12 protein-coding genes and 1 tRNA gene are annotated in these 15,541 nt (G+C 69.1%); 6 read left to right on the top strand and 7 right to left on the bottom strand.

Features of this window, described 5'->3' with window-relative positions:
• Positions 1-4 precede the first annotated feature (4 nt).
• The 5 genes from ACWPQI_RS14515 to aceE form a co-directional block, all read right to left on the bottom strand.
• The gene (locus ACWPQI_RS14515; RefSeq protein WP_010594288.1) at positions 5-1,252 is read right to left on the bottom strand and encodes a KasA/KasB family beta-ketoacyl-ACP synthase; all 1,248 of its coding nucleotides are present in this window, start codon (positions 1,250-1,252) and stop codon (positions 5-7) included.
• Positions 1,253-1,260: 8 nt separating this feature from the next.
• Positions 1,261-1,539: a meromycolate extension acyl carrier protein AcpM gene (gene acpM, locus ACWPQI_RS14510; RefSeq protein ID WP_003937073.1), complete on the bottom strand. Its 279-nt coding sequence runs from the start codon at positions 1,537-1,539 to the stop codon at positions 1,261-1,263.
• A gap of 117 nt (positions 1,540-1,656) precedes the next feature.
• Complete coding sequence (locus tag ACWPQI_RS14505) at positions 1,657-2,574, bottom strand: ACP S-malonyltransferase (protein ID WP_017680341.1); 918 nt, start codon at positions 2,572-2,574, stop codon at positions 1,657-1,659.
• 128 nt (positions 2,575-2,702) lie between these two features.
• A complete protein-coding gene (locus tag ACWPQI_RS14500) occupies positions 2,703-4,016 on the bottom strand; it encodes a PucR family transcriptional regulator (protein WP_225222858.1) in 1,314 nt (437 codons plus the stop codon).
• Between the two features lie 49 nt (positions 4,017-4,065).
• Positions 4,066-6,918, bottom strand: coding sequence for a pyruvate dehydrogenase (acetyl-transferring), homodimeric type (gene aceE, locus ACWPQI_RS14495; protein WP_017680342.1), 2,853 nt, complete (start codon positions 6,916-6,918; stop codon positions 4,066-4,068).
• 356 nt (positions 6,919-7,274) lie between these two features.
• Here aceE and ACWPQI_RS14490 point away from each other — a divergent pair, with 356 nt between their 5' ends.
• The 4 genes from ACWPQI_RS14490 (at position 7,275) to ACWPQI_RS14475 (ending at position 10,191) form a co-directional block, all read left to right on the top strand.
• The gene (locus tag ACWPQI_RS14490) at positions 7,275-7,697 is read left to right on the top strand and encodes a DUF3052 domain-containing protein (protein ID WP_003937077.1); all 423 of its coding nucleotides are present in this window, start codon (positions 7,275-7,277) and stop codon (positions 7,695-7,697) included.
• Positions 7,698-7,744: 47 nt separating this feature from the next.
• Positions 7,745-8,209 (top strand): peroxiredoxin, encoded by a 465-nt coding sequence (locus tag ACWPQI_RS14485; protein WP_010594292.1) that lies wholly within the window; start codon positions 7,745-7,747, stop codon positions 8,207-8,209.
• A gap of 34 nt (positions 8,210-8,243) precedes the next feature.
• Positions 8,244-8,318, top strand: a tRNA-Val gene (locus ACWPQI_RS14480).
• A gap of 163 nt (positions 8,319-8,481) precedes the next feature.
• Positions 8,482-10,191: a SulP family inorganic anion transporter gene (locus ACWPQI_RS14475; RefSeq protein WP_017680343.1), complete on the top strand. Its 1,710-nt coding sequence runs from the start codon at positions 8,482-8,484 to the stop codon at positions 10,189-10,191.
• 54 nt (positions 10,192-10,245) lie between these two features.
• Here ACWPQI_RS14475 and ACWPQI_RS14470 read toward each other — a convergent pair whose 3' ends face one another.
• Together ACWPQI_RS14470 and ACWPQI_RS14465 are read right to left on the bottom strand one after the other, a co-directional pair.
• Positions 10,246-11,679 carry a DUF1254 domain-containing protein gene (locus ACWPQI_RS14470; RefSeq protein WP_237210808.1) on the bottom strand — a complete coding sequence of 478 codons (1,434 nt, stop codon included), beginning with the start codon at positions 11,677-11,679 and terminating at the stop codon, positions 10,246-10,248.
• 185 nt (positions 11,680-11,864) lie between these two features.
• On the bottom strand, positions 11,865-12,077 hold the full coding sequence (locus ACWPQI_RS14465; RefSeq protein WP_230831604.1) for a hypothetical protein: 213 nt from the start codon (positions 12,075-12,077) through the stop codon (positions 11,865-11,867).
• Between the two features lie 176 nt (positions 12,078-12,253).
• Here ACWPQI_RS14465 and ACWPQI_RS14460 point away from each other — a divergent pair, with 176 nt between their 5' ends.
• The gene (locus tag ACWPQI_RS14460; protein ID WP_371851030.1) at positions 12,254-13,474 is read left to right on the top strand and encodes a lipase family protein; all 1,221 of its coding nucleotides are present in this window, start codon (positions 12,254-12,256) and stop codon (positions 13,472-13,474) included.
• A 60-nt stretch (positions 13,475-13,534) separates the two neighbouring features.
• Positions 13,535-15,373: an AMP-dependent synthetase/ligase gene (locus ACWPQI_RS14455; protein ID WP_237210809.1), complete on the top strand. Its 1,839-nt coding sequence runs from the start codon at positions 13,535-13,537 to the stop codon at positions 15,371-15,373.
• The last annotated feature ends 168 nt before the right edge of the window (positions 15,374-15,541 follow it).

Below are 15,541 nucleotides of genomic sequence, written 5' to 3'. Positions count from 1 at the left end.
CGGGTCAGGCCCGGCCGAACGCGAGCGCAACGTTGTGCCCACCGAAACCGAACGAGTTGTTCAGCGCGAAATCGATCTGGCCGTACCGGGCTTCGCCCTTCACGACGTCGAGATCGATCTCTGGATCCTGGTTGTCCACATTGAGCGTGGGCGGGATGACCCCGTCCCGCAGGCTCAGGACCGTCAGGACCGCTTCCAGCGCACCGACCGCACCGATCGAATGCCCGAGGGCACCCTTCGGTGCGTACACCGCGGCGTGGTTGCCCACCGCGGCATTGATCGCCTTCGCCTCGGCGATGTCGCCGATGGGCGTGGCGGTGGCATGCGCGTTGACGAAGCCGATGTCGGACGGCGTCAGGCCGGCGCCGTGGAGGGCCTTCGTCATGGCGCGTGCCGCGCCGGTCCCCTCGGGATCGGGGGCCACGATGTGGAATCCGTCCGAGGTGATGCCGGCGCCGAGCAGACGGGCGTGGATGGTGGCGCCGCGAGCCTTGGCGTGTTCCTCGGTCTCGAGCACCATCAGCGCGCCGGCCTCGCCGAAGACGAAACCGTCGCGGTCCTTGTCGAACGGGCGCGACGCCCCACGCGGATCCTCGTTGCGGGTGCTCAGTGCCCGCATCATGGCGAAGCTGGCGGTGGCAACCGCGTCGAGCTGGCCCTCGACACCACCGGCGACGACGATGTCGGCATCGCCCATCGCGATCATCCGGTAGGCGTGGGCGATGGCCTCGTTGCCGGACGAGCAGGCGGACACCGGCGTCATCACGCCGGCCTTCGCGCCGAGCTCGAGACCCACGGTCGCCGACGGGCCGTTCGGCATGACCATCTGCACGGCGAACGGAGACACCTTGCGGTAGCCGCCGCCGCGCAGCTTGTCGACCGCGTCGATGAGCGCTTCGCCACCACCGAGACCGGTGCCGACGACGACGCCGAGGCGTTCGCGGTCGACCTCCGGGCTGCCGGCATTCGCCCACACGGTGCGGCCGAGGTGGAGCGCGAGCCGCTCGACGAAGCTCATCCGGCGGATCTCGACGCGTGAGAGGGTTTCGTCGGGGCTCGTCGTGAGCTTGCCGCCGATGCGAACCGGCAGGTCGAACTCGTCGACGAATCCGGTCAGCGTGTCGATCCCGCTCTCACCGGCGAGCAGGCCCTTCCACGTGGCATCCACGTCACCTGCGATCGATGTCGTGGCCGCGAGGCTGGTGACGACGACGTTGGGAAATGTCCCTGTGCGGGGAGAGGCGGAAGTCACGGTTGAGCTCACTCGTTGTCGTTCGTGGCCTGGACGCCCTCGGCCTCGAGCTTCTGGATGTACGCGACGGCGTCACCGACGGTGCGCAGGCTCGCGAGATCCTCGTCGGGGATCTTCACGCCGTACTTGTCCTCGGTCTGCACGGCGATCTCCACCATGGACAGGGAGTCGATGTCGAGATCGTCGACGAACGACTTCTCGACGGTCACCTCGGAGGGCTCGATGCCGGTGACCTCTTCGATGATCTCCGCGAGACCGGCGATGATTTCTTCCTGGGTGGCGGCCACGTCGTGGCTCCCTTCTTCGTTTCGTCTTGCTGTGATCGGACCGGGTGGAGGGTTCCGCCCGGATTCCGGGTGCCCGTCGAGGGCAGGTCCCGTGCTGCGCGACGCGCGCGCAGCAAACTAACCGACTCTGATCGATTCGGCCAGCGCTGAGATCTCCTCAGGGGTCTGGAGTGCCGTGGTCGGCGTGCCGCGCATCTCACGCTTGGCGATGCCGACCAGGGTGCCGGCCGGGGGAAGCTCCACGACCGCCGAGACCTCGGCCGCACGCAGGGTCGCGGTGCACAGGTCCCAGCGCACCGGTCGGGTGACCTGTGCGGCAAGCTTGGTCAGTGCGTCCGCTCCCGAGGCGACCGGCGCCCCGTCGGAGTTGGACAGCAACGTGCGGGTCGGATCGCTGGGCACGATCTTCGCCGCGGCCTCGGCGACGGCTTCCTGGGCCGGGGCCATGAATGCGGTGTGGAAGGCCCCGGCGACCGGAAGGGGCCGGATCCGGGCCTTCTCCGGAGCGTTCGCCGCGAGCTCCTCGAGCGCCGTGAGGCGGCCGGCGGCGACGATCTGGCCGGCGGCGTTCACGTTCGCCGGCGTCAGGCCCAGCTCGGCCAGCCGGGCGAGCACCTCGTCCTCCCGGCCGCCGAGCACGGCCGACATGCCGGTCGGCTCGAGCGCGCACGCCCGGGCCATCTCGGCGCCGCGGACGGCAGCGAGCATGACCGCCTCGTCCGCGCTGATGACGCCGGCGATGGCCGCGGCGGCGAGCTCACCGACCGAATGCCCGGCGACGATCGTGTCGTCCGGGACGAGGCCGCGGGACTCGAGCTCCTCGTAGGCGAGCAGTGCCGTCGCGACGACCAGCGGCTGGGTCACGGCGGTGTCGGTGATCTCCGCGGCCGTCGCGGTGGTGCCGAGGCGTTCGAGGTCGAGGCCCGAGGCCTTCGACCACAGCTGGACGCGATCGCGGGCGCCGGCCTGCTCCAACCAGGAGGCGAGCATGCCGGGTTTCTGGGACCCCTGACCGGGGGCGAGCAGCGAAATCACGATGATCAGGGAACACCCTGGAGACAGTCCTGCGAGATGTCGGTAGGGATGAACTCTCGGGTGCAGTTTTGTAGGGTTTCAACAAAACTGCACGTCGGCGTTCACCATCGACGAAGTGCCGTCCCCTGTTACGCGCCCGGTTCGCGCAATGTGAAACGGGAGACGGGTGGGACTGGAGTCCGCAATTCGTTATGACTTCGAGCCAACCTTCCCACGGTGGCCGCGATCCGCAACACGTACGCATCACGGGGATTCGTCGGGTCCCGGCCGGTGACTTCTGTGATCCGCTTGAGTCGGTACCGCACGGTATTTGGATGAACAAACAGCTGCCGGGCGCAGGTCTCGACAGCACCCCCGCAGTCGAGGTATGCGTCGAGGGTGTCGGCCAGCGCCACACCCGCCTCGGTGAGCGGAGCCACCACATCGTCCTCGAGGGCGGCGATCGCTCCCGCGTCGCCGAGCAGGGCCCGCTCCGGCAACAGCTCCGCCGCATGCACCGGCCGCGGCGCGCCCCGCCACCCGGCCACCGCTTCCATCCCGGCCATCGCCTCGACCGCGGAGGCATGCGCCGACGCGAGGGTGGGCGTGGTGGGACCGATCACCACCGGATCGTCCGAGAAGCTGCGCATCAGCTCGGACCGGAACGCCATTGCCTCGACGCTCCCGTGCAGCTCGCCGCTGACCACCATCACGAGCCGCTCGCCCTGCACCACCGCCAGCGCCGCCCGGCCGTGCTGCTGCGCGATCGAGTGCACGGTCGTCACGACCGAGACCCCCTCGTTCGGCGGGGGAGTGCCGATGATCACGGTGGCCGGCGCCGTCGCATCCCAGTTCAGCGTCGCGGCGCGCGAGAGCATGTCCGACCCGGTGTCGCCACGGACCACCGCGTCGACGACCAGCGCCTCGAGGCGGGTGTCCCACGCGCCGCGGGACTCCGCGGCGCTCGCGTACACCGAGGCCGCGGCGAACCCGAGTTCCCGGCCGTAGCGCAGCGTCGCCTCGGTGAGCGCGACGAGTTGCTGCTCGTTGCGTGCCAGGGCCGGCAGCCACTGCTCGAAGAACTCCATGGCAGCGCGGACCATGTCCACGGTCTGGCGCAACGTCAGCCGCCGCGCCAGGTCCTGCGGGATCACCTGGAACGCGTCCAGGCTGAACCGCAGGTCGCTGTCGGGATTGCGCACCCATTCGAGGAAGTCGACGACAGCCGTCTGGATGATCAGCTGCACGTTGGACCGCTGCGACGCGTCGAGATCGGCGAAGAACGGCAACTGTTCCTGCATGGAGTGCACGGCCTCGGTGGACAGCCGTCCGGAGAACTGCTTGACGCGACGCAGGAGCGCATCGGGCAGGGGATCTCGCTCCGGCCGCGCCGGCGGCACCGGACGCCCCGTAGGGACGCCCGGTGCGCGCTTCGGACGCGGCTCTGCGGGTTCTACGACCATGGGACGAAACTACGCCCGCGGCCCGCCGCCCGCGGCAGAGCGGTTCGGATCAGGCCACGCCGGGATCCGAGGTCTGCTCCGGTGCGGCCGCCACGTCGTCGATCCGGTACCGCTGGGCGGCCTCGACCGCCCGCGCGCGATCGACAGCGCCGTCCCGGCCGAGGGCGGCGAGCACCGCGACCACCGTGGACTCCGCGTCGATGTTGAAGAATCGGCGCGCGGCGGGGCGGGTGTCGGAGAACCCGAACCCGTCGGCGCCGAGGGTGGTGTAGTCGCCCGGCACCCACTGCCGGATCTGGTCCGGTACCGCACGCATCCAGTCGGAGACGGCCACGAACGGCCCGGCGGCGTCGGCCAGGATCTTCGCCACGTACGGCGTCGGAGCGTCGGCGCCCGGGTCGAGCAGCGCCTGCCGCTCGCATTCGACACCGTCGCGGCGCAGCTCGCCCCACGAGGTCACCGACCACACGTCTGCGGCCACGTCCCACTCGTCGGCCAGCATCTCCTGGGCCCGCAACGCCTCGGGCATGAGCACGCCGGAGGCGAGGATCTGCGCCTTCGGCCCGGCGCCCTCGCCGCGGCGGTACAGGTAGATGCCCTTGAGCAGGCCCTCGACGTCGAGGTTCTCCGGCTCGGCCGGCTGCACGTACGGCTCGTTGTAGAGGGTGATGTAGTAGAAGACGTTCTCGCCACCGAACCCGTCGACGCCCTCCGTGCCGCCGTACATGCGGCGCAGACCGTCCTTGACGATGTGCGCGAGCTCGTAGGAGAACGCGGGATCGTAGGACACCACCGCCGGGTTCGTCGACGCCAGCAGCAGCGAATGCCCGTCGGCGTGCTGCAGCCCCTCACCGGTGAGGGTGGTGCGGCCGGCTGTCGCGCCGAGCACGAATCCGCGGGCCATCTGGTCCGCCGCCGCCCACAGGCCGTCGCCGGTGCGCTGGAAGCCGAACATCGAGTAGAAGATGTACAGGGGGATCATCGGCAGCCCGTGCGTGGCGTACGAGGTGCCGACCGCGGTGAACGAGGCGGTGGACCCGGCCTCGTTGATGCCCTCGTGCAGGATCTGCCCGGCGACGCTCTCCTTGTAGGCGAGCATCAGCTCCGCGTCGACCGACGTGTACAGCTGGCCGTTGCGGTTGTAGATCTTCAGCGACGGGAACCACGAGTCCATGCCGAACGTGCGGGCCTCGTCCGGGATGATCGGCACGATGCGCGGACCGATCTCCTTGTCGCGCAGCAGCTCCTTCATGATGCGCACCAATGCCATGGTGGTGGCCACCTGCTGCTTGCCGGAGCCCTTGCGGACCACCTCGTAGGTCTTGTCCCCCGGCAGCGGCAGCGGAGCGTCGGCGGTGCGGCGTTCGGGCAGGAACCCGCCGAGCGCGCGGCGCCGCTCGAGCATGTACTGGATCTCCGGCGAGTCGTTGCCCGGGTGGTAGTACGGCGGCATCTTCGGGTTCGCCTCGAGTTCGGCGTCCGAGATCGGGATGCGCTGCAGATCGCGGAAGTACTTGAGGTCCTCGAGCGTGAGCTTCTTCATCTGGTGCGTGGCGTTGCGACCCTCGAAGTGCTTGCCGAGGGTGTACCCCTTGATCGTGTGCGCGAGGATCACCGTCGGCTGACCCTTGTGCGCCATGGCCGCGGCGTACGCCGCGTAGATCTTGCGGTAGTCGTGGCCGCCGCGCTTGAGGTTCCAGATCTCCTGGTCGCTGAGGTTCTTGACCAGCTCCTTCGTGCGCGGATCGCGGCCGAAGAAGTGCTCACGGACGAAGGCCCCGTCGTTGGCCTTGTAGGTCTGGTAGTCGCCGTCCGGCGTCACGTTCATCAGATTGACGAGCGCACCGTCCTTGTCGGCGTGCAGCAGGGCGTCCCACTCCCGGCCCCAGACCACCTTGATGACGTTCCAGCCGGCCCCGCGGAAGAACGACTCCAGCTCCTGGATGATCTTGCCGTTGCCGCGAACCGGACCGTCGAGGCGCTGCAGATTGCAGTTGACCACGAACGTGAGGTTGTCCAGACCCTCGGTGGCCGCGACGTGCGCGAGACCGCGCGACTCCGGTTCGTCCATCTCGCCGTCGCCGAGGAACGCCCACACGTGCTGGTCGGAGGTGTCCTTCAGGCCGCGGTCGTGCAGGTAGTGGTTGAACCGCGCCTGGTAGATCGCGTTCATCGGGCCCAGGCCCATCGACACCGTCGGGAACTCCCAGAAGTCCGGCAGCAGCCGCGGATGCGGGTAGGACGGCAGGCCGCCGCCCTGGTCGGCGTGGCTGGCCTCCTGGCGGAACCCGTCGAGTTGCTCGGCCGGGATGCGGCCCTCGAGGTAGGCGCGGGCATAGATGCCGGGGGAGGCGTGCCCCTGGATGAAGATCTGGTCACCGCCGCCCGGGTGGTCCTTGCCGCGGAAGAAGTGGTTGAAGCCCACCTCGTACAGCGCCGCGGAGGACGCGTAGGTGGAGATGTGGCCGCCGACGCCGATGCCGGGACGCTGTGCGCGGTGCACCATGATCGCGGCGTTCCACCGGATGAAGGCGCGGTAGCGGCGCTCGACCTCCTCGTCGCCGGGGAACCACGGCTCGTTCTCGGTCGGGATGGTGTTCACGTAGTCGGTCGAGGTCAGTGCCGGAATGGACACATGGCGTTCGCCGGCGCGCTCGAGCAGGCGCAGCATCAGGTAACGGGCACGCGCAGGACCGGCGGACTCGAGCAGCCCGTCGAACGACTCGAGCCACTCCGTGGTCTCGGCCGGGTCTATGTCCGGCAGGTAGGAGGCCACGCCCTCGCGGATGACCCGCACGCGGCCGTCGGTGGCCCCGGTGGTGTTCGGCGAGGATCCCGCTTCCGAGGCGCCCGGTGTGGCGGCGCTCGTCGAGGAATCGGGCTCGTGGATCAGGTCTGTCAACGTCTGCTCCTCATCGTGGTGGGGCGCGCAGGTGTGGCGCCCGCTCCGTAGGGCCGGCTCTTGTGGGAGCCGACTCATCGACATCTGAACGAGATGCACTGCTCATCTTCCCCCATCGCGCGGTAGGAGGCATCCCCCCGGGTGTACAACGCCTGCAGGCCGGGTATCCGCACGGTTCGGGTCCGCGCGGCGGGTCGGCGTGTGGCGCTTCTCGCGGTAACGTCCCGGGAAGATTCTTGTGAGTTTCCGTGCGATTCGGCTTGCGTTGAGCTCCCCGAGGATGTTCGCTTTGAAAAATCGCTCATGACATCCGGTACGCGGCACGCCCGCGGCCACAACCGAAGGAGGACACCACCGTGGTCGCCGCGGCGGACGCCCAGAACTACGTTCAGAAGCTCGGTATCTCCCACGACCAGGTGGTTCAGGAACTCGGTTGGGACGAGGACACGGACGACGACCTGCGGGCCGCCGTCGAGGACACGATCGGATCGGACCTGCTCGACGAGGAATCCGACGAGGTCGTCGATGTGGTGCTGCTCTGGTGGCGCGACAGCGACGGAGACCTCGTCGATGCGCTGATGGATGCGATCGGCCCGCTCGCCGACGAGGGCGTCGTCTGGGTGCTGACGCCGAAGACCGGGCGTCCGGATCATGTCGAGCCCAGCGAGATCGCCGAATCGGCCACGACCGCCGGCCTGACCCAGACCTCGACCGCCAATCTCGGCGACTGGGTGGGCAGCCGGCTGGTGCAGCCGAAGGCCGCCCGCACCAAGCGCTGAGCACACCGCTCAGTTCCTCTCCATCGACGTAAGGACTACCGACGCACATGGCGATCGAGGTGGGTGCCCAGGCGCCCGATTTCACACTCAAGGACCAGAACAACCAGGAAGTGACGCTGTCGAGCTTCCGCGGGAAGAAGAACGTGCTGCTCGTGTTCTACCCGCTCGCGTTCACCGGCGTCTGCCAGGGCGAGCTGTGCGCCGTGCGGGACGACCTGCCGACCTACGAGAACGACGACACCGCGATCGTCGCCGTGTCGGTGGGGGCCTCGCCCACGCACAAGATCTGGGCCGCCGAGCAGGGCTACACGTTCCCGCTGCTCTCCGATTTCTGGCCGCACGGTGCCGTGGCCCAGGCCTACGGTGTGTTCAACGAGAAGTTCGGTTTCGCCAACCGCGGCACCTTCGTCGTCGACAAGGACGGCATCGTCCGGTTCGCCGAGGAGAATCAGCCCGGCGAGCCCCGTGACCAGGGCGCTTGGGTGCGAGCGCTGGCCGCGCTAAAGTCCTGAGGCACAGTCCGGCGGCGTGAGCCGCCGGATCTGCGGGCGTGTAGCTCAGTGGTAGAGCTCTGGTTTTACACACCAGCGGTCGGGGGTTCGAAACCCTCCGCGCCCACCAGGAATGTGGCCGTGAAAGACCTGGTCAGGGACCGGGCGCGTATGCCTCGACGGGACTTTTGCCCACACGTGTCGACGTCCGCGGACGCAGCCGGGCTCGTGGGGCCGCACCCGGGGGTCTTTGGGCTCTGTCGCGGCTGGGCAGGGTTTGCTGTGCTCGTGGGGTGAAGGTGCCGCTGCTCACCTCGTTCGAGGGCTATCGGGCCGACCGGATCGGCCGGGACCTGCTGGCCGGCCTGACGGTGTGGGCGGTTCTGGTGCCCGAGGCCCTCGCGTACGCCACGATCGCCGGGGTGTCCCCGGTGATCGGCCTGTATGCCGCGCCCGCGGCGCTGCTCCTCTACGCGCTGTTCGGCAGCTCCCGGCACCTGGTGGTGGGGCCGATGGCGGCCACCGCTGCGCTGTCGGGTGCTGCTGTCGCCGGCATCGCCGGTGACGCCGATGCGGCAGCGCTGACGGCCGGTCTGGCGCTGCTGGTCGGGGTGCTCGGGATCCTCGCGGGGCTGGCGCGTCTGGGGTTTCTGGCTTCCTTCATCTCCGAGCCGGTGCTGAAGGGATTCATCGTCGGCCTGGCGCTGACGATCATCGTCGGTCAGCTCCCGAAGCTCTTCGGAGTCCCGAAGGGGGACGGGGACTTCTTCGAAAAAACCTGGCACCTGGTCACGTCGCTGGGTGGGACGAACGGCTGGACGTTGGCCGTCGGCGCCGGCTCCCTTGCGCTCGTCCTGGTCCTGCACCGGGTGTCGCCCCGGCTGCCCGCACCGCTGGTCGCGGTCGCCCTGGGCATCGTCGCCGTCTCGGTCCTCGACCTCGACGCCAAGGGAGTGGAGATCGTCGGGCAGATCGAGGGCGGGTTACCTCCGCTCGGCCTCCCCAGCATCCCTGGATCCGACTACGTCGCGCTGCTCGCGTCGGCGGCAGGGATCCTGCTGGTCGCGTTCGCCGAGGGCGTCGGAGCAGCCAAGAACTACGCCGCCGAGCAACACTACGAGATCGATCCGAACCGGGAACTGCTCGGGGTGGGCACAGCGAACATCGGCGCGGGGCTGTCCTCCGGGATGATCGTCAACGGGTCCCTGTCGAAGACCGCGGTCAACGTCTCGGCCGGGGCGGTGTCGCAGCTCTCCGGCATCGTCGTGGCGGCGCTGACGGTGCTGACCCTGCTGTTCCTGACCGGCCTGTTCGCGAACCTGCCGGAGGCCACCCTCGCTGCCGTGGTGATCGCGGCCGTCACGAAGCTCGTCGACTTCCGGACGCTGCGCAAGTACGCGCGTCTGGCCACCCCGAGCCTGCGGCGGATCTACGGCGTCACCGCGTACGCGGACTTCCTCGCCGCGGCGAGCGCCATGGCGGGTGTGCTGGTCTTCGACATCCTTCCCGGGCTCTTCCTCGGCGTGGCGGTGTCGGTCCTGCTCCTGCTGTTCCGGGCCTCGCGGCCGCACGTCGCCGAGCTGGGTCGCACACCGGACGGAAGCCGCTGGGTCGACCTGCAGCGCCGTCCCGACGCGCTCACCGAGCCGGGGATCGTGGTGCTGCGCCCGGAGGCCGGGCTGATCTACGCCAACGCCGACAACGTGGCGGCCGCCGTACGCGGTCATGTCCGGGACGACACGCGGGCCGTCGTCCTCGACACCGCAGCTGTGCCGGGAATCGACATCACCGCCGTCGGCATGCTGGACCGGCTGTATGCCGAACTCGAGCACCGTCGCATCCGTCTGCTCTTCGCCGGCGAGATCGGCCAGGTGCGCGACCTGCTCAGCGCGACCGGCATCGCCAGTGTCGTCACAGGCGCACACCCGACCGTGGACGCGGCCGTCGCCGCGGCCCGTCGCAACCTCGACCAGCCCCCGGACGACGACCCGACGTCGGCGTGACCTCCGGACGGGCGGTGGAGAAGCACCGGCCGTCCGGGTGGACCATCCCGGCCGCTACGCGAGCGGTTCGATGTCGGGCAGTCTCCATGTCTTGTCGAACCACGGTTCCAGCGGACCGTAGAGCCGGAATGCCACGAACCAGCTCTTGCCGGGCAGCGTCTGGATCCAGTTTCGGCTGTCCTCGGGCCGGTCGGGACCGAAGCGGATGTCGACCGAGCCGTCGTCGTTCGGGGCGAGGTCCTTGTCTTGACTGGAAATCGACGGCCAGTCCTGTCCGGTCTGCAGCATCGAGCGGGTCTGGGTGTCGTAAGCGATGACGGACCAGAAGTTGGCGACCGGAACATTCGCGGGCACGTGCAGCCGGTAGGTCCTGCCGCCGTCGAAGTGCGCGCCCTCGGAGTCGACGAAGGCAAAGGCGTACTGCGATGCGGCGCCGACCATCTCGACCTCGAGGGCCGGACTGATCGGTGCTCCCACAAAGTAGTACTGGGCGACGGAGTCCAGCAGGGCGGCGCCGTCCTCCTGGAAGCGGTAACCGCCGAGAAGCACGGTCCGCCAGGTGCTGTCCGGGTAGTAGTACGCCTCCGGCCGGCGGAACCGGTAACAGAGGGCACGGGCAGTGGCGTCGGCTACGGTGGCAGCTTCGGTGAGGACGGCCCGCATCCGCTCGTCGGGGTCGAACGGCTTACCGTGCCGAATGCCGATCGAGGCGAACATCCCCAGGGTGAGAGGATCGGACGACTCGGCTGGCTCGGACTGCACGGTCTCGTCGAGCAGCTCCCACGCCCGATACTCGGCGGGCGCAACGAAGACGATCGGTTCGGGTGAGATGTTCACGAAACGGAGCGGCGGCGGGTCGTCGGCCTCCGCCAGCGGATAGACCCGAGCCATGGCCTTGATGGCCTCGACGCCCGGGTGAGGATCGCCGTGCTCGTCGAGGAAGCTGCGCCACAGCAGCCACAGGACGTAGGTGCGCGGCCGCACGACCAAGTAACCGCCGGGGACCTTGCGGTCGTAGCCGGGCGGCAGGAACAGGTACTTGCCGCCCTGGCCCCTGTCCGGCCCGGTCAGGCCGACGTCGACGACCCACCGCTGCCAGGCATCGTTGATCATGCCCAGCACGCTCGGAGGGCTTTCGAGAACAAGCGGGCCGTCGTGCAGGTCCATCAGCATGGTGCTGTACGAAGTGTTGTTGTTGCCGGTGAGGACCACGCTGCGCGGGTAGACCAGGTCTTCCCAGATCGCCATGGTCGAGTTGGCCGGACCCAGCGCCAGCATTGCCTTACGCACCGCTGCCACTTCGACCGGGGCCAGGGCCAGCAGGTACGCCTGTACCGCCCGCTGGAAATCCAGGTTGTCGAACACCGTCCGGGTCGTCTCTTCGTCCGGGACTCCGTCGAAGAACCGCAGCGTGCCCAACCGGGTGCGGACTTCGTCCGGCACCTCGATACCAGGCGGAATCGGGGTGCTGTTCGAATGCGAGGTCATGGAGTCCTCCTGTGTCGACAGCCCCTGCCGGGATCCGCGGCCCACGCGACCGCTTGCGCCACCCACTCAGTGTGGACCGTTACTGCCCCACGGTCTGCCGGATCGACGAGAACACGCGACGGGGCGCCGGCACGCCACCGGCAGTTCGGCCGGTTCGATTCGCTCGCCGCCGTGGTCGTCGCGGTCTACTTCTCGTCGGGACGACGCGAGCCGTGGGGCGAGACGAATTCGACAGGTACGTCGTCGACGACGTTCTCGGCGAACGAGAAGCTGCCGTCCTCGTAGTGGGTCGGTCTCGCCAAGCGCAGCAGCCTCCCGCCGTCGTAGACGCCCATCACCCGCCAGTACTCCTCGGCCCACCAGACACCTTGACCGAGCCGCACTTCGCCGGGTTTCACGAAAACCTCCTGGCCGGACTCGAATTGCGCCGTCGACGGGCCGGTGTCGATGGCCGGAGCGGCGCGCGCGTCGCCGGCGCGAGGCTCTCGGGCAATCGTATTGTTCACGCACCGGGAGTGCAGGTGTCTGGCATAGTCGATCCCGGTCCGACGTCCGGGTGGTGGTGGGGTATGCCGTGGGTTTCGTGATTGGCCGATCCGTCCGAAGCGCTGTGTTCGCGATCGCGCTCGCACTGGTTGCGACCGTGTCCGGCACCGGCAGTGCCGGTGCCGAACCGCTGCTACCCGCTCCCGATCCGGACCCGTTCTACGCCGCGCCGCCCGATCTCCCGGCGCGCGCACCGGGCGATGTGCTGCGGGTCCGGCAGTTGCCGCCCTCGTACTACTTTCCGGGCAGCACGGTGTGGGAAGTGCTGTTCCGCACCACGGATTCGCAGGATCGACCCGTCGCGGCGAATACGACCTTCGTGCGGCCGGCGCATCACGTGCCGAACGGGCCGCTACTGTCGTATCAGCACATCATCAACGCGCTCGGGCACAAGTGCAAGATCGTCTCCCAGCTCTACACCAGCCATCCGTTGCACCAGATCCGGGAGGCCGCCGGACTCAATCTTGCGCTGGCGCGCGGGTGGGCGGTGGCGCTGCCCGACCATCTGGGCCCACGGATGGCCTACGGCGCCGCCAAGCTCGGCGGCCGGGTCACGCTGGACGGAATCCGCGCCGTGCAACGCGTGCCGGAACTGCAGGTGGCGGAGAGCAAGGTCGCGCTGGGCGGCTATTCGGGGGGCGGGATGGCCACCTCGTGGGCCGCGGCGCTGGCCCCGGAATACGCCCCGGAGCTGAACATCGTGGGAGCCGCCGAGGGCGGTGTCCCGATGAACCTGGTGAAGATGGCCGAGAGCCTGGGCACCGCGCCGCATCCGGCGTTCGGCCTCGCGATGGCTGCCGCCCTCGGGCTCGAACGCGAGTATCCCGACCGCATCCACGTCACCCCGCAGCTCAACGCCCAGGGACACTGGCTCAAGCAGCTGATCGCCAACGGCTGCACCAACGAGATCATGTTCTGGGGAGTCGGTCGCAGCGCGGCCGAGATGACCGACAACCGCCGGTTCCTCGACGATCCGGCAGCGCGGACGGTGATGGAGGAGAACAGCCTCGAGCTGTATGCCGGCGTGCCGAAGGCGCCGATCTTCGAATGGCACAGTCCGACAGATGCGCTCATCCCGGTCGACTCCGTGATCGCCACGATGCGCCGCTACTGCGCGGCCGGGGTGCCGGTGCAGACTCTCCTGACCCCGACGCCCGACCATCTCTCCGCTGCCGCCCTGGGCCTGTTCCCGGCCCTGGACTGGGTCGACGCACGGTTCCGCGGCGAACCGGCGCCCAGCACCTGCTGACGCCTCCGCCGTTTGCGCAACTGCCCACGTCGGCGATTGCTGCGGATCTACACTCGGCGCATGGCTGCGCTGCGGGCGGTGGACGAGACGGTCGACTTCGCGAAGATCGACGATCAGGCCCCGTCGGTGGCCCGGTTGTTCGTCGACCGGGTCGCCGCGACGCCGGAGGCCGAGGCCTTCCGGTGCCCCCGGGGCAACGGCTGGGGAAGCACGACCTGGCGCCAGGTCGGCGACCGGGTCACCGCACTCGCCGCGGGCTTGATCGCGCTGGGAGTCGAACCCGAGGACCCGGTGGCGATCGCCTCGTCGACCCGGTACGAGTGGGTGCTCGCCGACTTCGCGATCATGTGCGCCGGCGCCGCGACCACCACCATCTATCCCACGACCAACGCGCCCGACGTCGCCTTCATCGTCGCCAACTCGGGCAGCGCCGTCGTGGTCGCGGAGGACTGGACCCAGGTCGACAAGCTCGTCGCCCACCGCGCCGATCTGCCCGAGGTGCGGACCGTGGTGGTCGTCGACGGCGAAGGCGACGGGGACTGGGTCGTCACCCTCGCCGACCTGGAGGACCGGGGCCGCGCACTGCTCGCCGAGTCGCCCTCCGTCGTCGCCGACCGGGTGGATGCGATCCGTCCCGAGCAGTTGGCGAGCATCATGTACACCTCCGGCACCACCGGCAAGCCGAAGGGCGTGCTGCTGCCGCACTCGGGGTGGACGTACACCGCCGCGGCCGTCGACGCGGTGAACATCCTCGGCCCCGACGACCTGAACTTCCTCTGGTTGCCGCTGTCGCACGCCTTCGGCAAGGTGATGCTGGCGTTGCCGCTGCAGATCGGCTTCACCACGGTGATCGACGGCCGCGTGGAGAAGATCGTCGAGAACCTCGCTGTCGTGCGCCCCACCTTCATGGGCGCCGCGCCGCGCATCTTCGAGAAGGCGCACGCGCGCATCGAGGCGATGGTCGCCGAGGAGGGCGGGGCGAAGAAGAAGATCTTCGACTGGGCCGTCGGCGTCGGCCTGCGTGTCTCGCAGGCCCGGCAGGAGGACCGCACCCCGTCCGCCCTCGACCGGCTCCGGTACCGGATCGCCGACCGTCTGGTGTTCTCCACCGTCAAGGAACGTTTCGGCGGTCGCCTGCGGTTCTTCGTCTCGGCGGCGGCGCCGCTCGACCGTGCCGTCGCGCAGTGGTTCGATGCCGCCGGCATCATCATCCTCGAGGGGTACGGCCTGACCGAGACATCCGCCGCGTCGTTCATCAACCGCCCGTACGCGTACCGGCTCGGCACCGTGGGCTGGCCCTTCCCCGGTACGGAGGTGCAGATCGCCGAGGACGGCGAGGTGCTCCTGCGCGGGCCGGGCGTCATGGACGGCTACCACGAGCGGCCCGAGGCCACCGCGGAGGCGCTCGAACCGGACGGCTGGTTCCACACCGGCGACATCGGGGAACTCGATTCCGAGGGTTTCCTGCGGATCACCGACCGCAAGAAGGACCTGTTCAAGACCAGTCAGGGCAAGTACGTCGCGCCGTCCGCGATCTCCGCCGCCTTCAAAGGCATCTGCCCGTACGCCGGCGAGATCGTCGTGTACGGCGAGAGCCGGCCCTACTGCGTCGCCCTCGTCGGCCTCGATGCCGAGGCGATCACCGAATGGGCGGGCAAGAACGGCATGGCCGGCAGGGAGTTCGGCGAGATCGCCCGGGACGAGCGGACCCACGCGCTGATCGGCGAGTGCATCGACCGGCTCAACGACCGGCTCAACCGCTGGGAGCAGATCAAGAGGTTCGCCGTCCTCGATCGGGAGCTGTCCATCGAGGCGGGAGATCTGACACCGAGCATGAAGCTGCGCCGCAAACTGGTGGTCGACAACTTCGCCGATCGGATCGAGCAGCTCTACGCCTGACGGGGCAGCATCCCCGGCGCCGGTTCGGAATCCGCCCACGTCACGGCGTGCGCGGGTTCCGAAGTGGCGGGCGGATCTCCCGGGCGCATCCCCACCTGGGATCCGGCGGGCGACGTCCGGCTGCCTCGACGGTCCGCTGTTCGAGTAGCCGGGCCTGCCGATCCGCGG

It is taken from the genome of Rhodococcus sp. LMD (genome assembly GCF_056108245.1).
The sequence above is the reverse complement of the archived record's forward strand: the minus strand, read 5'-3'. Positions and strand labels throughout refer to the sequence as shown.